Annotated in this window: 20 protein-coding genes and 1 other annotated feature; of the genes, 19 read left to right on the top strand and 1 reads right to left on the bottom strand. The window is 46.6% G+C overall.

The window, feature by feature from the left end:
- The first annotated feature begins 17 nt into the window (after nucleotides 1-17).
- From M4I42_RS10785 to M4I42_RS10700, 18 genes are all read left to right on the top strand, one after another.
- Nucleotides 18-683 (top strand): tetratricopeptide repeat protein, encoded by a 666-nt coding sequence (locus M4I42_RS10785; RefSeq protein ID WP_268852176.1) that lies wholly within the window; start codon nucleotides 18-20, stop codon nucleotides 681-683.
- A gap of 16 nt (nucleotides 684-699) precedes the next feature.
- Nucleotides 700-3,057 carry an SF1B family DNA helicase RecD2 gene (gene recD2, locus M4I42_RS10780; RefSeq protein ID WP_268852175.1) on the top strand — a complete coding sequence of 786 codons (2,358 nt, stop codon included), beginning with the start codon at nucleotides 700-702 and terminating at the stop codon, nucleotides 3,055-3,057.
- A 103-nt stretch (nucleotides 3,058-3,160) separates the two neighbouring features.
- Nucleotides 3,161-3,352 carry a hypothetical protein gene (locus M4I42_RS10775; protein ID WP_027407908.1) on the top strand — a complete coding sequence of 64 codons (192 nt, stop codon included), beginning with the start codon at nucleotides 3,161-3,163 and terminating at the stop codon, nucleotides 3,350-3,352.
- Nucleotides 3,353-3,369: 17 nt separating this feature from the next.
- Nucleotides 3,370-3,504, top strand: a complete 135-nt coding sequence (locus M4I42_RS10770; RefSeq protein ID WP_268852174.1) for a YrzQ family protein — start codon at nucleotides 3,370-3,372, stop codon at nucleotides 3,502-3,504.
- 370 nt (nucleotides 3,505-3,874) lie between these two features.
- Nucleotides 3,875-3,982: a putative holin-like toxin gene (locus M4I42_RS10765; RefSeq protein ID WP_268852173.1), complete on the top strand. Its 108-nt coding sequence runs from the start codon at nucleotides 3,875-3,877 to the stop codon at nucleotides 3,980-3,982.
- A 385-nt stretch (nucleotides 3,983-4,367) separates the two neighbouring features.
- Nucleotides 4,368-5,429 carry an AI-2E family transporter gene (locus M4I42_RS10760; protein ID WP_442864105.1) on the top strand — a complete coding sequence of 354 codons (1,062 nt, stop codon included), beginning with the start codon at nucleotides 4,368-4,370 and terminating at the stop codon, nucleotides 5,427-5,429.
- A gap of 45 nt (nucleotides 5,430-5,474) precedes the next feature.
- Nucleotides 5,475-5,697: a binding site (T-box leader), on the top strand.
- Between the two features lie 49 nt (nucleotides 5,698-5,746).
- Nucleotides 5,747-8,383, top strand: a complete 2,637-nt coding sequence (alaS, locus tag M4I42_RS10755) for an alanine--tRNA ligase (protein WP_268852171.1) — start codon at nucleotides 5,747-5,749, stop codon at nucleotides 8,381-8,383.
- Nucleotides 8,384-8,459: 76 nt separating this feature from the next.
- A complete protein-coding gene (locus M4I42_RS10750; protein WP_268852179.1) occupies nucleotides 8,460-8,723 on the top strand; it encodes an IreB family regulatory phosphoprotein in 264 nt (87 codons plus the stop codon).
- Between the two features lie 40 nt (nucleotides 8,724-8,763).
- Nucleotides 8,764-9,180, top strand: coding sequence for a Holliday junction resolvase RuvX (ruvX, locus tag M4I42_RS10745; protein ID WP_268852170.1), 417 nt, complete (start codon nucleotides 8,764-8,766; stop codon nucleotides 9,178-9,180).
- A 14-nt stretch (nucleotides 9,181-9,194) separates the two neighbouring features.
- On the top strand, nucleotides 9,195-9,488 hold the full coding sequence (locus M4I42_RS10740; RefSeq protein ID WP_268852169.1) for a DUF1292 domain-containing protein: 294 nt from the start codon (nucleotides 9,195-9,197) through the stop codon (nucleotides 9,486-9,488).
- Nucleotides 9,489-9,588: 100 nt separating this feature from the next.
- Nucleotides 9,589-10,683 carry an endolytic transglycosylase MltG gene (gene mltG / locus M4I42_RS10735; RefSeq protein ID WP_268852168.1) on the top strand — a complete coding sequence of 365 codons (1,095 nt, stop codon included), beginning with the start codon at nucleotides 9,589-9,591 and terminating at the stop codon, nucleotides 10,681-10,683.
- A gap of 111 nt (nucleotides 10,684-10,794) precedes the next feature.
- On the top strand, nucleotides 10,795-11,448 hold the full coding sequence (locus tag M4I42_RS10730) for an O-methyltransferase (RefSeq protein WP_268852167.1): 654 nt from the start codon (nucleotides 10,795-10,797) through the stop codon (nucleotides 11,446-11,448).
- Nucleotides 11,445-12,374, top strand: a complete 930-nt coding sequence (locus tag M4I42_RS10725) for a peptidase U32 family protein (RefSeq protein WP_268852166.1) — start codon at nucleotides 11,445-11,447, stop codon at nucleotides 12,372-12,374. Before M4I42_RS10730 ends, M4I42_RS10725 begins: the two co-directional genes overlap by 4 nt.
- Nucleotides 12,375-12,393: 19 nt before the next feature.
- Nucleotides 12,394-13,659, top strand: a complete 1,266-nt coding sequence (locus M4I42_RS10720) for a peptidase U32 family protein (protein WP_268852165.1) — start codon at nucleotides 12,394-12,396, stop codon at nucleotides 13,657-13,659.
- A gap of 1 nt (nucleotide 13,660) precedes the next feature.
- Entirely contained in the window at nucleotides 13,661-14,296 is a 636-nt protein-coding gene (udk, locus tag M4I42_RS10715) for a uridine kinase (protein ID WP_268852164.1), read from the top strand.
- A gap of 118 nt (nucleotides 14,297-14,414) precedes the next feature.
- The gene (gene greA / locus M4I42_RS10710) at nucleotides 14,415-14,891 is read left to right on the top strand and encodes a transcription elongation factor GreA (protein WP_183183663.1); all 477 of its coding nucleotides are present in this window, start codon (nucleotides 14,415-14,417) and stop codon (nucleotides 14,889-14,891) included.
- Nucleotides 14,892-14,938: 47 nt separating this feature from the next.
- Nucleotides 14,939-16,729: a peptidoglycan D,D-transpeptidase FtsI family protein gene (locus tag M4I42_RS10705; RefSeq protein ID WP_268852163.1), complete on the top strand. Its 1,791-nt coding sequence runs from the start codon at nucleotides 14,939-14,941 to the stop codon at nucleotides 16,727-16,729.
- 70 nt (nucleotides 16,730-16,799) lie between these two features.
- Nucleotides 16,800-17,405: a YrrS family protein gene (locus tag M4I42_RS10700; protein WP_268852178.1), complete on the top strand. Its 606-nt coding sequence runs from the start codon at nucleotides 16,800-16,802 to the stop codon at nucleotides 17,403-17,405.
- Between the two features lie 26 nt (nucleotides 17,406-17,431).
- Here M4I42_RS10700 and M4I42_RS10695 read toward each other — a convergent pair whose 3' ends face one another.
- Nucleotides 17,432-17,635: a DUF2536 family protein gene (locus tag M4I42_RS10695; protein WP_268852162.1), complete on the bottom strand. Its 204-nt coding sequence runs from the start codon at nucleotides 17,633-17,635 to the stop codon at nucleotides 17,432-17,434.
- A gap of 135 nt (nucleotides 17,636-17,770) precedes the next feature.
- Here M4I42_RS10695 and M4I42_RS10690 point away from each other — a divergent pair, with 135 nt between their 5' ends.
- Nucleotides 17,771-18,409 carry a class I SAM-dependent methyltransferase gene (locus M4I42_RS10690; protein WP_268852161.1) on the top strand — a complete coding sequence of 213 codons (639 nt, stop codon included), beginning with the start codon at nucleotides 17,771-17,773 and terminating at the stop codon, nucleotides 18,407-18,409.
- The last annotated feature ends 4 nt before the right edge of the window (nucleotides 18,410-18,413 follow it).

The raw sequence follows: 18,413 nt of genomic DNA, 5'->3' as shown, positions 1-18,413 counted from the left end.
AATGAGGAGTGAAGAAAATGGAAAACAAAAATACGCTTGGAATTCAATATATGCGGGACGGAAACTATGAAGAAGCGGTAAAATGTTTTCATGAGGCGATCGAAGCAAATCCTGATGACCCCGTCGGCTACATTAATTTCGGGAACGTGTTAGCGGCCGTTGGCGAGGAAGAAAAGGCGATTCGCTTTTTCCAAAAGGCGCTTGAGCTTGATGAGCAGGCGGCGACGGCGTATTATGGGCTCGGTTCGATTTATTACAACCGCCAGCAATTTGCCCAAGCAAAAGACATGTTTGAACAAGCGATCCAAAAAGGTCTTAACGACAGCGATGTATTTTTCATGCTCGGCATGTCGCTTATGTTTTTAGAGCAGCCGCGGCTTGCTTTGCCGTATTTGCAGCGCGCAGCGGAATTGAACGAGCACGATGTCGAAGCGCTTTTCCAATTAGGCCTCTGTTTGGCACAACTCGAGTTTGTCGACGAAGCGATGCGCTATTTTGAACGGACGATCGCGTTAGATGAACATCATGCGGACGCCTGCTATAACTTAGGGGTGGCGCATGCGTATAAAGATGAAGCACAAACGGCGCTTCAATGGTTTACAAAGGCGCTTTTCATTCAGCCAGATCATTTGTTAGCTGGACACGGAAAAAAACTGATGGAACAAGCGCTCGGACAACGATAAAAGGTAGGGATTCCCATTGCAACAACAAGGATCGTTTGCCTTAGACGAAAAATCGTTTATTAAAGGAACACATCTCGTCACGATTTTCCATAACGAAAGCAATTTGTATTCGGTCGTGCGCATTCGCGTTGAAGAAACGAACGAAGCGTACAACGACGAAGAAGTCGTTGTTACTGGCTATTTTCCGCGCATGCACGAACAAGAGACGTATGTGTTTTACGGTTCGTTTAAGGAACATCCGCGCTTTGGGCGGCAATATGTCGCCGATTATTTCCGCAAAGACGTTCCGCATACGAAAGAAGGCGTCATTTATTATTTATCGAGCGATTTATTTAAAGGAATCGGCAAAAAAACGGCGGAAGCAATCGTGGAGGCGCTTGGCGAGCAGGCGATTTCCGTTATATTAGCCGATCCGGACGCGCTTTCAAAAGTGCCGAAACTGTCGAAAGCGAAAGCGCAAGAGCTGTACGAAACGTTAAAAGCGCACCAAGGGCTCGAACAAATCATGATTGCGCTGTCGCGGCTCGGCTTCGGTCCGCAACTGTCGATGAAAATTTATCAAGTATATAAAGAAGCTACATTGGAGATTATTCAACAAAACCCATACCAGCTCGTCGAAGATGTCGAAGGAATCGGATTTGTTCGCGCAGATGAATTAGGCCACCAGCTCGGCATCTCTGGCCGCCATCCGGACCGCATTCGTGCGGCTTGTTTGTACGTGCTAGAAAGCGATTGTTTGCAGGAAGGGCACGTCTATTTAACAAAGGAGCAGCTATTGGCCAAAGTAAAAGAGCTATTAGAGGCGAAGCGCGAAGAAGCCGTGCCGGAAGAAAATATCGTCCATGTGCTGTTGATGTTGACAGAAGAAGGAAAGTTGATTAGCGAGGACGGCAAATATTACATTCCATCGCTTTATTTTGCTGAAAAAGGAATTGTCACGAACGTCAAACGGCTTTTGCAACAGGCGGTGACGGCATTTCCAGAGTCGGAATTTTTATTAGCGCTCGGGCAGCTAGAGGAACGCCTCTCCGTCCAATACGATCCGCTCCAAAAAGAAGCGATTCAGCAGGCGCTTTCTTCTCCGCTCTTTATTTTAACGGGAGGGCCTGGGACAGGAAAAACGACGGTAATTAAAGGAATCGTCGAAATTTTTGCCGAACTGCATGGCCTTTCGCTTGACCCTAAACATTACAATAAAGAAAATCCGTTTCCGATTTTATTGGCTGCCCCAACCGGAAGGGCGGCAAAGCGAATGGGCGAGGCGACCGGCTTGCCGGCGGTGACGATTCATCGCTTGCTCGGATATAACGCGGCAGAAGGGTTTGTGCACGATGAAGAAGCGCCGATTCAAGGAAAGTTGCTTATCGTCGATGAAATGTCGATGGTCGATACGTGGCTGTTGAACCAACTGTTAAAATCGCTTCCAGACGGAATGCAAGTCATTTTCGTCGGCGATGAAGATCAATTGCCATCTGTCGGACCGGGACAAGTATTAAAAGATTTGCTGCGAACAAACCTTATCCCGACTGTCCGCTTGACAGAAGTGTACCGGCAGGCAGAAGGGTCGTCGATTATTGAACTCGCCCATCACATGAAAAACGGGCAGCTGCCGCCGGATTGGGCTACCCCAAAAGCCGATCGTTCGTTTATTCGTTGCCACGCAGGACAAGTCGTCGATGTTGTAAGGCAAATTGCCGATAACGCGTGGAAAAAAGGGTATGCGGTGAAAGATATTCAAGTATTGGCGCCAATGTACCGTGGGCCTGCTGGCATCGACCGGCTCAATCAAGCGCTGCAAGAGTTATTCAATCCGAAAGCGGATAAAAAACGCGAACTGTCGGTAGGCGACACGGTGTACCGAATTGGCGATAAAGTGTTACAGCTTGTGAACCAGCCGGAGCAAAACGTGTTTAACGGCGATATCGGCGAAGTCGTCGCCATCTTTTATGCGAAGGAAAATGTCGAAGAACAAGATTTAGTCGTCGTGTCGTTTGATGGGAACGAAGTGACGTACACAAGGCAAGATTTAACGCAAATTACGCATGCGTACTGTTGCTCGATCCATAAATCGCAAGGAAGCGAATTTCCGATTGTCATTTTGCCTGTCGTGAAAAGCTATTACCGGATGCTAAGGCGCAATTTGTTATATACGGCGGTGACGCGAAGTAAAAAATTTTTAGTTTTATGCGGTGAGGAAGAGGCGTTTAAGATGGGAGTTGCCCGCTACGATGACAGTGTGCGGCAAACGACGCTCGCGGAAAAGCTCAAACAAGTATTTCAGCCGATCCAAGAAGGCGAACTACCGCTTGAAGAGGCGAACATCGGAATGGAAAACGTTTCACCGTATGATTTTATGAACGAAGGAACAAGATAAAGGTGTAAGTCGCACATAATTGGTCACGTTCCTCACCATACGTATAAATTTTCAAATATTTGACAAAAATAATGGTAAAACGAAAAGAGGAGCGTGCCTTTTTGTGCTTAAATGTCCTAATTGCCAAAGCAAAGATTTAGGGAAAATTGGTGTGAACCAATACTATTGCTGGAATTGCTTTATCGAGCTTTCTGTTCATAAAGGAATGATTTACACGCATCAAGTCGAAGAAGACGGAACGCTCAGCTCGTTAGACGATTTGTTCAGTGAGCAAGAACGGACGCTTTCGTCGTAACATGAGGGGGAATGACGATGAATCGCACGATGACATCGCTTATGGCGATCGGTTTAGGAGTTGTGGCTTACCAAATGGCTCGCCGCAACGGCGGCATGAACATGCGCAACGTACGAAAAATGGGCCGGCAGCTCATGCGCTCATTTACGTAACAAAACACGGCATCCTGATCATAGGGTGCCGTTTTTGTGTGTGCTAGGCATGTCTATCAACTTGGCGGTCAAAGTCCGCTATGGGCGTTGGAAAATCATTTATGTAATACCCTAGAGTGTAAATCAAGAACAACCTAGACAATTTAGTCGCTGTGCCTGTCACCTGTCGAAATGGTTTGTTGTCGGGAAAAACGTCAGATTGATACAGACAGAGAATGTCCTCGGTTCTCTGTCTTTTTGTTGTAAAAGATGAAGTTGGAATGTTAGTTAGTTTTGTGGAAACAGAATGGTAAGCATGTTACAATCATCATAGCAATTGCATAAAGCAGGGTGGGCGGTTGGCCACTTCCCGATGGAGGGAGGTGGAGAAATGACGACATACGAAGCATTAAGCTTAATTGCTCAATTTAGCTTAGTGCTGGTAGCGGTATTAACATTAATAGTTACGATGGTCGTCTATATAAACAAAAAGAAATAACCGTCCTCCCTCGACCAAAGGTATGACGGTTATTTCTTTGTTTAACCCTCGTATCTTAAAGGTCAGCCGCTCTTCTTGCGGCATGCAGTTGTGCTGATCGGGTGTTTGCCGCACCCGGTCTTTTTTATTTTATGTTCCTTTTGGTTTTATTATACACGGAATGTTTCATCGTATTCAAGAGAGTTCCGAGATAGTTTTTGATGCATAGGCATTGTCAAACGTCGACCGGAAGAAATCATATTATTGAGAAGAAGCAACCATTGAAGGGGAGTTATTCAGCAAAAGAAGGGCAGCCTATACGATTCGATAGATATGCAGCATCTTGTTGTGTTTTTGTGCATAATTGTCCGTAAATCCTCCACACTAACGTGTAGGAGGGATGCGCGTGCAAAATGAGCAACTGCGCTTTTTTATTCGCGTGACGAAACTGTTGTTTGTCGTTGTTTTGCTTTATTTCATCATGAGGCTGAAAGGGTTTTGGCTGCCGATTTTAAATGTGATCTTGACGGTGCTGACGCCGTTTTTGATCGCTGCTTTTATTGCGTACTTGCTTCATCCGATTGTCGAATCTATTCATCAAAAGGGACTCCCGCGAGCGCTCGCCATTTTAATGATTTACGTCCTGTTTTTTGGCGGCGTCGGATATGGGGCATACAAAGGAATTCCCATTTTTCTCAAACAGCTGCAAGAAATGACAGAAAGCTTGCCGATGTTTGTCGGTACATATAAAGGATGGACGAATATGATTCATGACGAAACATCGACATGGCCAGAAGAAATTCATAAGCGCGTCGAGACAACGATTCTCGAAGTCGAGGCATTGCTAGGGCTATGGCTAACGAAAGCGGTCACAAGCGTAAAACATTTGCTCAATTCAGCGTTCGTTTTCTTGCTCGTACCGTTTATCGCCTTTTATATGTTAAAAGATATCGAACTTATCAAAAAAGCGGTTTGGAAACTGACGCCAAAAAAATGGCGGAAAGAAGGGCTCGCATTTTTAGAAGATATCGATGAATCGCTCGGCAACTATATTCGCGGCCAACTGCTCGTCTGTTTTTTAATCGGAAGCGTTGCGGCGCTCGCCTTTTGGATTGCTGGAATGAATTATCCGCTTTTGTTAGGATTTATCATCGGCATGACAAATGTGATCCCGTATTTCGGGCCGATTATCGGGGCGGTTCCGGCCGTTCTTTTAGCGGCCACGGTTTCGCTAAAAATGGTGATCATTGTCATTAGCATCATTTTTGTCTTGCAGTTTTTAGAAGGCAACATTTTATCGCCTCTCATCGTCGGGAAAAGTTTGCATATGCATCCGCTCGTCATCATGTTTTCGCTCTTTCTTGGCGGTGAAATCGCGGGAGTCATCGGAATGATGATCGCTGTCCCGTTCGTCGCCATTTTAAAAGTGTCGCTCTTACATGCAAAGGAGCGTTTTCATACACATTGACAATCAAAGGAAGCTTGTCTATAATCTGTGTGAAAAGGTTTATACATCAACGCGATGACGGATCGAGTATGTTACAGTCCATCTTAACGCGCATTACGCGCACAGAGAGGAATTTCCGCGGCTGAAAGAAATTCCAGATGAAGGGTAACAGAATGCTAATCCGGAGCGCAGGCAAAACCTGACGGCGAAGCCACGTTACGGCTTTTAGAGGTGATGGACGTCTGTCCATAAACAGGGTGGTACCGCGAGCATAACTCTCGTCCCTGCAAGGGATTGGGAGTTTTTTTATTTGAAAAAATGAAAAGGAGGCAAGCATGATGAAGAAATTAACATCTGCACAAGTTCGCCAAATGTTTTTAGACTTTTTCCAAGAAAAAGGACACGCTGTAGAACCGAGCGCCTCGCTCATTCCGATTGACGATCCTTCTTTGCTATGGATCAACAGCGGGGTTGCCACGCTGAAAAAATATTTCGATGGCCGCGTCATTCCGGACAATCCGCGCATTTGCAACGCACAAAAGTCCATTCGCACGAACGATATTGAAAACGTCGGCAAAACCGCGCGCCATCATACGTTTTTTGAAATGCTCGGAAACTTCTCGATCGGTGACTATTTCAAACGGGAAGCGATTCATTGGGCGTGGGAATTTTTAACGAGCGAAAAATGGATCGGCTTTGATCCGAATCGGCTATCTGTCACTATCCATCCAGAAGACGATGAAGCGTTTGACATTTGGCATAAAGAAATCGGCCTTCCGGAAGAACGCATTATTCGGTTAGAAGGGAATTTCTGGGATATCGGTGAAGGGCCGAGCGGACCGAATACGGAAATTTTCTATGACCGCGGGGAAGAATTCGGCAACGACCCAAATGACCCGGAATTATATCCAGGCGGCGAAAATGAACGCTATTTAGAAGTGTGGAACCTCGTATTCTCGCAATTTAACCATAATCCAGACGGCACGTACACGCCGCTGCCGAAGAAAAACATTGATACCGGCATGGGGCTTGAGCGGATGTGCTCGATTTTGCAAGATGTGCCGACGAACTTTGATACAGATTTGTTCATGCCGATCATTCGCGCAACCGAGCAAATTTCCGGTGAGAAATATCGCATCGATGCCGAAAAAGACGTTGCCTTTAAAGTGATTGCCGACCATATCCGCACTGTTACGTTTGCGATCGGTGACGGAGCGCTACCGTCGAATGAAGGACGCGGCTACGTCTTGCGCCGCTTGTTGCGCCGTGCGGTACGATACGCGAAAAAGCTCAATATTAACCGTCCATTTATGTACGAATTAGTGCCGGTTGTCGGCGAAATTATGGTCGACTACTATCCGGAAGTGAAAGAAAAAACGGAATTTATCCAAAAAGTCATTAAAAACGAAGAAGAACGGTTCCATGAAACGCTTCATGAAGGGCTCGCAATTTTGGCGAATGTCATTCAAAAAGAAAAAGCGCGCGGCAGCAACACGATTTCTGGCGAAGACGTCTTCCGCCTTTACGATACGTACGGCTTCCCGGTTGAATTGACGGAAGAATATGCGCAAGAAGAAGGAATGAACGTCGACCACGACGGGTTTGAACGGGAAATGGAACGGCAGCGGGAACGTGCGCGCGCGGCACGCCAAGAAGTCGATTCGATGCAAGTGCAAGGCGGTGTGCTCGGCGATATTAAAGTCGAAAGCCAATTTGTCGGTTATGACCAACTTCGCACGCAATCGATTGTGACGGTCATCGTGAAAAATGGGGAGTTGACCGAAGAAGTCAGCGAAGGCGAAGAAGCGCAAATTATGTTAGACGTCACGCCGTTTTATGCGGAAAGCGGCGGCCAAATCGCCGACCAAGGTTTCATCGAAAACGACACGGTAAAAGCGTACGTGAAAGACGTACAAAAAGCGCCAAACGGGCAACATTTACACCACGTCATCGTCGAAAAAGGAACGCTCAAAAAAGGCGAGACGTACACGGCCTACCTTTTCGAAGACAAACGCGCCCAAATTGTGAAAAACCATACGGCAACGCATTTGTTGCACCAAGCGTTAAAAGATGTGCTTGGCGTGCATGTCAATCAAGCAGGTTCTTTAGTCGCACCAGACCGCTTGCGCTTTGACTTCTCGCATTTCGGGCAAGTCAAACCGGAAGAATTAGAGCAAATCGAAGCGATTGTGAACGAAAAAATTTGGCGCAGCCTTCCTGTTCACATTGACTACAAACCGCTCGATGAAGCGAAAGCGATGGGAGCGATGGCGCTCTTCGGCGAAAAATACGGTGACATCGTCCGCGTCGTACAAGTCGGCAACTATAGCTTAGAGCTTTGCGGCGGCTGCCATGTCACGAACACGGCGGAAATCGGCTTGTTCAAAATCGTATCCGAATCCGGCATCGGCGCTGGCACACGCCGCATCGAAGCAGTGACGGGCGAAGCAGCGTACCGCTTTATGAATGATCAGCTTTCGTTATTGCAAGAAGTAGCGCAAAAATTAAAAACGAACCCGAAAGAAATCGTCGGCCGAATTGAGGCATTAATGAATGAAATTCGTGAGTTACAGCGCGAAAACGAATCGCTTGCGGCACGTCTAAGCAATATGGAAGCAGCCAATCTTGTCAATAAAGCGAAAGAAGTAAACGGCATCAACGTTCTCGCAAGCAAAGTAAACGCGCCAGACATGAACAGCTTGCGGACGATGATGGACGAATTAAAACAAAAACTTGGCTCTGGCGTCATCGTCCTTGCCTCCATCCAAGGAGAAAAAGTGAATTTGATTGCCGGCGTCACGAACGATTTAATCGACAAAGGATTCCATGCCGGTAAATTGATTAAAGAAGTCGCGACCCGTTGTGGCGGCAGCGGCGGCGGCCGTGCCGATATGGCGCAAGCGGGCGGAAAAGACGCGAACAAAGTCGGTGAAGCGCTACAATTTGTTGAAGAATGGGTAAAATCCGTTTTATAATTGGTGGATATAGTGTACAATGGAGGTAAGAGGTGGAGATGCCAGATCTCTTGAATGGAGAGCGAGGTGCATGACGGTGAGCTCATTTGACCAAACGATGCAATTCAATTTTTCCGAAGAGCCTGCAGAAACGAACGTCCGCGAAGTACTATTAACCGTATATGAGGCTCTTCAAGAAAAAGGGTATAACCCAATTAACCAAATTGTTGGCTATTTATTATCTGGCGACCCCGCTTACATCCCGCGCCATAAAGATGCGCGAGCGCTCATTCGTAAAATTGAACGAGATGAATTAATCGAGGAATTGGTGAAATTCTATTTAACGACGGCACGCCGATAGCGGCGCAAAGCACTCGAACAGCGATGGAAAGGATTGACGTATGCGCGTATTAGGATTAGATTTAGGCACAAAAACGCTTGGCGTAGCGGTAAGCGATGAACTCGGCTGGACGGCGCAAGGAATTGAAACAATTCCGATCAACGAGGAGAAAAAGCAATTCGGGTTAAAGCGGCTTCGCGAAATTATTGCGGAATACAACGTCGACACGATTGTGCTCGGTTTTCCGAAAAACATGAACGGAACGGTAGGACCACGCGGCGAAGCGAGCGAACGGTTCGCCGCGTTGTTAAAACGCGAATTTTCCTTGCCGGTCATTTTATGGGACGAGCGCCTCTCAACGATGGCGGCGGAGCGCATGTTGATTGCTGCCGATGTCAGCCGCCAAAAACGAAAAAAAGTGATCGATAAAATGGCGGCAGTGATGATTTTGCAATCTTACCTCGACAGTAAACAATAATGGAGGAAATGGACATGGAACATGGCGAAAAACATATTACCGTTGTAGACGAGCACGGCAACGAGCAGCTGTGCGAAGTATTATTCACGTTTGAATCTGAAGACTTTGGAAAATCATATGTGTTTTACTACCCAGTTGGTGCTGAATTCGATGACGAAGAAGAAACAGAAATTCACGTATCCGCATTCGTCCCAGGCGAAGGCGACCAAGAAGGTGAGCTTCAGCCGATCGAAACGGAAGAAGAATGGGACATGATCGAAGAAGTGTGGAACACGTTCTGCGCGGAACAAGAAGAAGAGGAAGAATAATCGATGGCCGAGAAGGCCATCTTTTTTTTGTGAAAAAAATAAAGTCATAGCGAAAAATGCAAAAATTTGTAGTATAATATGTCGAGAATGGAGGGATTTCATGGGGCAGAACGGACTTGTTCCAAAAGATATACAAATCGTGCGAAAAACGGTTTTTATCATTAGTGCCGCTATTATTCTCGCTGTCGTAGCGACGGCAATCGGAAGTTATCTCTATATTCAATCGGCGCTAAAGCCAGCCGATCCAAACGATAAACGCACAGTTTCTATTTCGATCCCGATCGGCTCTTCTGTCAGCGAGATTGCGGCGAAACTAGAAGAGAAAGGGATTATTAAAAGCGCTACGGTCTTCCGCTATTACGTCAAATTTAAAAACCATGCCGATTTTCAAGCGGGAAATTACAAACTGACGCGATCGATGACGCTTGAACAGATTATCGCTGCCTTGAAGACAGGGAAAGTAATGGAAGAAATGAAGCTGAAAATCACTATTCCTGAAGGGAAGCAACTGACAGACATCGCGACAATTATTGCGCAAAAGACCGGATATAAGCAAGAAGAAGTGATGCACCAACTGAATGATCGCGCCTACATTCAAGAACTGATCAAAAAATATCCGATGGTGCTATCGACAGAAGTATTTAACAAAAACATTCGCTATCCGCTCGAAGGCTATTTATTTCCAGCGACGTACTCCTTTCCGGAAGAAAAACCACCGCTTTCTGCGATCATCGAAGCGATGATCGAAAAAACCGTCGAAGTAGTAGGGAAGTACGAAACGGAGATGGAGGAAAAAGATTTTACTCCGCATCGACTATTGACGATGGCGTCGCTTATCGAAGCAGAAGCAACGGAAAAAGCAGATCGAAAAAAAATTGCGAGCGTGTTTTATAATCGCTTGCGCATCGGGATGCCGCTGCAAACCGATCCGACCATTCTTTATGCGCTTGGGACGCATAAAGAGCGCGTCTATTATGAAGACTTAAAAGTGAATTCTCCGTACAACACGTATACGCACAAAGGCTTGCCGCCAGGGCCAATCGCCAGCCCAGGGGAAATGTCGATTCAAGCAGCGCTTGAGCCGGAACAAACAAAATACCTTTATTTTCTTGCCACGCCGGACGGCAACGTGATTTTTACAACCACATTAGAGGAACATAATCGCGAAAAAGCGAAATATATTGGAAAACAGTAAAAACGTTCGCATTTCGTTTCGTTTTATGGTAGTATATATAAAGTTATCGGTTTATATATTCCCTTCTTAAGAGTCTGTTTCGGACTCTTATTTTTACGAGGAGGAATTGTATTGTTATCAGGAGAACTAACGCGGTATATAGAAGCGCTTATCCCAGACCGCGAGTCCATCGTTCAAGAGATGGAAGCGTATGCCCAAGAACATCGCGTGCCGATTATGGACATCGTTGGCATTGAAGCGATGTTACACATATTGCAGTACATCGAGCCAAAAACGATTTTAGAAATCGGCACGGCGATTGGCTACTCCGCCATTCGCATGGCTTTAAAGTTGCCGGCGGCGCGCATTGTGACGATTGAGCGCGATCAAGAGCGATACGAGCAGGCGCTTTTTTATATCGAGCGGTCGGAAACGAGTGAGCGGATTGAGGCATTGTTAGGGGATGCGTTTGACTTATATGATGAAGTAAAAAAACGTGCACCGTTTGATGTGGTGTTTATCGACGCGGCCAAAGGGCAATATGAGCGCTTTTTTCGTCTATATGAGCCGCTTTTAGCGGACGGCGGCGTTGTCATCACGGATAACGTGCTATTTAAAGGGCTTGTCGCGGCTGATGCACCGATTGAAAATAAACGAATGCGCCAATTAGCGAGAAAAATTCGCGAATATAACGAATGGCTGATGAGCCGACCAGACTATGACACCGTCATTTTACCAATCGGCGACGGCATTGCCATATCGAGAAAAAGAGGTGAAACGAAGTGAAAAAACCGGAATTGTTAGTGACGCCAGCGAGCGTTGCCCATATTCACGATCTCGCCAAAGCGGGAGCGGATGCGGTGTTAGTTGGCGAGCAGCGCTACGGCTTGCGTTTAGCTGGAGAATTTAAACGGCTGGAAATCATCGAAGCGGTGAATGTGGCTCGGCAATACGGCATTCGCGTATATGTGGCGATGAATGCCCTTTTTCATAACGACAAAGTCGATGAACTCGGCGATTACGTTCGCTTTTTGGCAGATACAGGCGTCGATGCGATCGTATTTGGCGACCCTGCGGTGTTAATGACCGTGAGGGAAACCGCGCCGCATATGAAGCTGCATTGGAATACAGAAACGACGGCAACGAACTGGTATGCGTGTAACTATTGGGGCCGAAAAGGAGCGAAGCGCGCTGTGTTAGCCCGCGAGCTGAACATGGACGCGATCATCGAAATTAAACAACATGCGGAAGTCGAAATTGAAGTGCAAGTGCACGGCATGACGTGCATGTTTCAGTCGAAGCGGTCATTGATCGGCAACTACTTTGAATATCAGGGCAAACTCATGGAAATTGAAAAACAAAAATATGAAAAGGGCATGTTTTTATACGATAAAGAGCGTGATAACAAATATCCGATTTTTGAAGACGAAAACGGCACGCATATTATGAGCCCGAACGATATTTGCATTATTGACGAGCTCGAAGACATGGTCGACGCGGGCATTGACAGCTTTAAAATTGACGGCGTGCTTCACGAACCGGAATATATCACAAAAGTGACAGAACTGTATCGCCGTGCGATCGATTTATGCGCCGAACAACGCGAACGATATGAAGCAGAAAAAGACGAATTGCTTGCGCAAATCGAAGCGATTCAACCGAAACATCGTCCGTTAGATACAGGCTTTTTCTTTAAAGAAACGGTGTACTAAACGAAAAGGAGGGGTGCATATGTGGAGAAACGAGCAAATTTCGAAAATCATTGACGGAAAGCGCGTCATTGTGAAAAAACCGGAACTATTGGCGCCGGCCGGAAACCTCGAAAAGCTCAAAGTCGCCGTCCATTACGGCGCAGATGCCGTCTTTATTGGCGGGCAAGAGTACGGTCTCCGTTCGAACGCCGATAACTTTACGCTCGAAGAAATGGCGGAAGGCGTCCGCTTTGCGAGCCAGTACGGCGCAAAAATTTATGTGACGACGAACATTTACGCCCATAACGAAAATATGCCGGGATTAGAAGAATATTTACAAGGTCTTCAAGAGGCGGGGGTGCATGGCATTATCGTTGCTGACCCGCTCATTATCGAAACGGCTCGCCGTGTCGCACCGAAGCTCGAAGTACATTTAAGCACACAGCAATCGCTGACGAACTGGAAGGCGGTACAATTTTGGAAAGAAGAAGGGCTCGAGCGCGTCGTGCTCGCCCGCGAAACGAGCGCCGAAGAAATTCGCGAAATGAAAGAAAAAGTCGATATCGAAATTGAAACGTTTATTCACGGGGCGATGTGCATTGCCTATTCCGGACGGTGCGTATTAAGCAACCATATGACGGCCCGCGATTCGAACCGCGGCGGCTGCTGTCAGTCATGTCGTTGGGACTACGACTTGTACAAGCTTGAAGGCGATCGCGAAATCGCTTTATTTGATGAAAACGATGATCCGTTTGCGATGAGCCCGAAAGACCTCAATCTCATTCAATCGATTCCGAAAATGATTGAATTAGGCATCGACAGCTTGAAAATTGAAGGGCGAATGAAATCCATTCACTATGTCGCGACCGTCGTCAGCGTATACCGCAAAGTCATCGATGCGTATTGTGCCGACCCGGACAACTTTGTCATTCGCCAAGAATGGCTCGATGAACTCGACAAATGCGCCAACCGCGATACCGCGCCGGCCTTTTTTGAAGGAGTGCCGGGCTATAAAGAGCAAATGTTTGGCATCCACAGCAAAAAAACGACGTACGATTTTGCTGGCTTTGTGTTAGACTACGACCGCGAAACGAAAATTGTGACATTGCAACAGCGCAACTTCTTTAAACCAGGTGATACGGTCGAATTTTTCGGTCCGGAAATTGAAAACTTTACCCAAACGGTCGGAACGATTTGGGACGAAGATGGAAACGAGCTCGATGCGGCGCGCCATCCGCTGCAAATCGTGAAATTTAAAGTGGAGAAAGAAGTCTTCCCATACAACATGATGAGAAAGGAGCAATAAGATGGGGAAGAAACCGGTTGTTATCGGAGTCGCGGGTGGCTCCGGTTCGGGGAAAACAAGCGTGGCGAAAGCGATTTATGAACATTTTCAAGGGCATTCGATTTTAATGCTCGAGCAAGACTATTATTACAAGGATCAAAGCCATCTTCCGTTTGAAGAACGGCTAAAAACGAACTACGATCATCCGCTTGCGTTTGACAATGATTTATTAATCGAGCATCTTCACCAACTGCTGAACTATGAACCGATTGAAAAACCGGTGTATGACTATACGCTGCATACACGGGCGAACGAAGTCATTTACGTCGAGCCGAAAGATGTCATTATTTTAGAAGGCATTCTCGTATTAGAAGACGAACGATTGCGCAACTTAATGGATATTAAAGTATATGTCGACACTGATGCCGACATCCGCATCATCCGCCGCTTATTGCGCGATATTAACGAGCGCGGGCGGACGTTAGAATCAGTTATTGACCAATACGTTAACGTCGTCCGTCCGATGCACAATCAGTTTATCGAGCCGACAAAGCGGTATGCCGACATTATTATTCCGGAAGGTGGACATAATCATGTGGCAATCGATTTAATGGTTACAAAAATTCAAACAATTCTTGAACAAAAGTCTTTTTTGTAATAATATAACATAGATGCCATATGAAGCGTATACATTGTCATTAGCGATCCGTTTGTACGAACGCATTTGGCCGTTCGTACGTTTTCCATACATACACATATAAAGGAGGAACAGAAGCATGGCGAACGAAAAGCAATATCCGATGACAAAGGAAGGGAAGGAGAAACTCGAGCAAGAACTCGAATATTTAAAAACGGTCAAGCGAAAAGAAGTCGTCGAGCGCATTAAAATCGCCCGCGGATTTGGCGATCTCTCCGAAAACTCCGAGTACGATGCCGCAAAAGACGAGCAGGCGTTTGTCGAAGCGCGCATTCAAACGCTCGAAAACATGATTCGCAATGCTCAAATTATTGAAGAAGATACAACGAATCCGGACGTTGTATCGCTCGGAAAATCGGTGACGTTTATCGAGCTTCCGGACGGCGAAGAAGAAACGTACACGATCGTCGGCAGCGCGGAAGCCGATCCGTTTGAAGGAAAAATTTCGAACGATTCGCCGATTGCAAAATCGCTAATGGGCAAAAAGGTTGGCGACGAAGTGAGCGTGCAAACGCCAGGCGGCGAAATGCTCGTGAAAATCGTTGCGGTGAAATAGGTTTTAAAATAACACACCTCGTCAACAATGAAGACGAGGTGTTTTTTATGAGAAAAAAGCGAACGATCGTCATTTTAGTCATTATTCAGCTCGGCCTTTTTTTCTTGATCGGTCGACTTGCGCAACTTCAATTAGTGAGCACGGAATCGTTTTCGAAGCAGCATGTGAACTTAATCGAAGCTAGCGTCGCCCAGCGGACGCAAGAAATGGTTGTGAGCGACGGGCGCGGCACGTTTGTCGATAAAAACGGCAAACCTCTCGTCGAACAAGAGATTCCTGTTCTTGTCCTATTTCCGTTTTTAAAAACGATGAACTGGCCGGTTGAAACGATCGCCAATCTTCTTCACGTTTCTGCGAGCACGATTCGTTCGCAAATTCAACAGGCGAACGAACCGATTGTCTTTTCGAGCGGGACGGAACCGTTTCCGTTGACGGAAGCGCAAATGAACAAAATCAATCAACTTCACCTTCCTGGGGTGCTTGCGGTGAAAAAACAATATCCGCTCGATCATCTGTACGCAGCCCAACTGATCGGATTTACGCGCGAAGATCCGCAGCTATTGCGCGATCGCTATGGTGACCGACATCTTTCGGTACAAACAAAAATCGGCATTCAAGGATTGCAAAAAGCGTTCGATGAATTTTTGCTTCCAGAAGGGGAAACGCGGCTTTTATACCACGTCGATGCGGAAGGTGGTCCGCTGTTTGGACTTGATGTGAAATATAGCGCGCCGGGAAACCCGTTTTATCCGATTTCCGTGCAAACGACGATTGACCGCGATTTGCAACAAATGACCGAAACGGTGCTTGATGAACATGGGCTGAAAAAAGGCGGCGCCGTGCTGTTGGACGTTGCTACGAATAGCGTGCTAGCCATGGCAAGCCGCCCAGCGATGGATCCGCACGACCCGTATAAAAATGGCGGCGCGGAAAATCAAATGCTTTTGCCACAAATTCCGGGGTCGGTGTTTAAAACCGTTATTGCCGCAGCAGCGGTGGAAACCGGAATCGTAAATGACAAGCAAACGTTTGACTGTAGCCGAAAAATCGACGGAACGCCGGATGTAGAGCACACGTATGGGCAACTTTCGTTCGAAAAAAGTTTTGCTGTCAGCTGCAACAACACGTTTGCCACATTAGGAAAACAGCTTGTCGGACAAAACAAAGACATCATCGAGCAATACGCGCAAAAGCTTGGGTTGTACCCGCTTGCCGGTTGGCAAGGCGATGTGTACCACGTCACTGCTTTTCGCCAGCTTCCAGAAGAAAAAAGCGGCACGATTTGGCATGACAAAAGCGACAAATACGTTCCGCTTGCCGTTGCTCAAACGTCGATCGGTCAGAAAAACGTCCGCGTCTCTCCTTTGGCGGTAGCGAATATGATGGCAACGATTGCGCGCGGTGGAGAGGCGAAGCAAGTGCGCGTCGCCAGCAAAATGACCTATAAAAATGGTACGACCTTTTTTACGTTTCCCGAACAGCCGTTTTCCAACAGCGAGCCGCTTTCGTTTTTTACGGTGCAGAAGTTAAAACAATTGTTGCTTAGTGTCGTTACCGATGCGCGCGGCACAGGACGGCGGTTTCAAACGTTGCCTTATGCGGTGGCGGGAAAATCAGGAACGGCGCAAACCGGAAAAATCGATGCCCGCGGCGAACCGTTAATCAATAAATGGTTTGCTGGCTATTTTCCAGCCGAGTCGCCGAAGTACGTGCTCGTTGTTGTCGCTTTAGACAGCACGAATGCGCAAGCAGTGACGAACGACGTATTTTATGATCTTGTCAAGAGAATTTATGAATGGGAGGCAGCGCAACAAGCTCAGGACGTAAGTCCGAAATGACAAGGCGGCCTATTGTATACTACAATAAATACGACCTCAAGAACAAAGGGAGGGATGGCGCTTGGCTAATATGCATTCCCGCTTTGAACAGCGCGCCAAACAGCGGAAAATCAACCGACTATTAAACGTGACGCTCGCGTTCGTGCTTCTATTGATCGTCTTTTTCAGCTGGCAGCTGTTTTTTGCGAACGACAGCGAACCGAACCAAACATCCGAGCGAAAAACGAATGTAACGGAAGCGAAAAAACCGAAGGACGATCAAGTCGAAGTCGAAATTGGCGGCGCGCTGCAAAACAACAACGAAACGGATCAGCCATCATCGGAACAAACCGAGTCCTCGCAACAAGTGATTGAAACGGCAGGCGATCCGGCTTCAGGAGTGGAAAAAGAAATCGTCGATCCGTCATGGCAGCCGATCGGCACAACGCAGTCCGAGCCGCATGTCACGACGTTTGACGAGAACTCTGTCGATTGGAAAGAAATGCTCGATGCGGTGAGCTACGCAACCGGATTGCCGCACGATGACATGATCGTCTGGTTTATCGGTAACAATGGCCCGAATAAAGCGGTTGCCACTGTTTCGTCAAAAGATAAAAGCGTGAAATATAAAGTATATATTGCTTGGGTGGAACATCAAGGCTGGAAGCCAGAGAAAATCGAGCAGTTGAAACAATAGCGGATTCCCGATGGTGGGACATCCGCTCATTTTTTGGCTTTAAAATGGACGACTGCACTATAAAAACGCTGGCCGTTTTCCGCGACGTGCATTTGGTGCGACACGTGATGTACTTCTAACATAAGCGCTTTATTTTGTTCAATTTGTTCGTTTACTTTTTTCTCTAACGTCTTTAAATCCGCTGCTTCGAAAAACTCCACTTTGTCTTGAATGAGATCGAACGTAAGCATTATTTTCCCCCTTTCCATCTGTAGTGTAGCATATTTCCGTTGAACAAATGAAAAAATTATGTTAGATTAAGAACAGAACATAAATTAATTCATAGTATGTTAATAGGAATTATAAGAATTATAGGGCGTGACATCATGGGCAGAGAATTTTTAGACATCTTTGAAACGTGGGCGCAGTCATATGACGCTTCGGTTTATGGACATGATGAGCAATATCGTGACGTATTTAACGGATATGATACGATTTTAAATACAGTCGTCGAAAAAAGCGGTCGAGTAGTGTTGGAGTTTGGGGTTGGGACAGGCAACTTAACGAAAAAACTGCTTGAAGCAGGAAAAACGGTATACGGCGTTGAGCCGTCGGCGCCAATGCGGGAATTAGCGCTGGAGAAGTTAGCAGGTGCGTCGATACAAGACGGCGACTTTTTGCAGTTTCCGCTGCCACCGGAATCGATTGACACGATCGTAAGCACATACGCCTTTCACCATTTAACCGATGAAGAAAAAGAACAAGCGATTAGTAAGTATGGTAAGCTGTTGAATAAAGGTGGTAAAATAGTGTTTGCGGATACAGCCTTTGTTGATCGCAAAGCGCATGAACAGATGATGAACGAAGCGAAAGCGAAAGGGTTTCACGATTTAGCCGAAGATTTAAAGCGTGAATACTATACAACGCTGCCGTCGTTGGATCATATGTTTGTGAACAATGGCTTTTCGGTTTCGTTTACATCAATGAATCGTTTCGTTTGGTTGATCGAGGCTGTGAAACAATAAGTGA

The sequence above is a fragment of the Anoxybacillus sp. J5B_2022 genome, from assembly GCF_026847645.1.
Taxonomy (GTDB): domain Bacteria; phylum Bacillota; class Bacilli; order Bacillales; family Anoxybacillaceae; genus Anoxybacteroides.
Note: the sequence above shows the minus strand (reverse complement) of the source record. Positions and strands in the feature narration are given on the sequence as shown.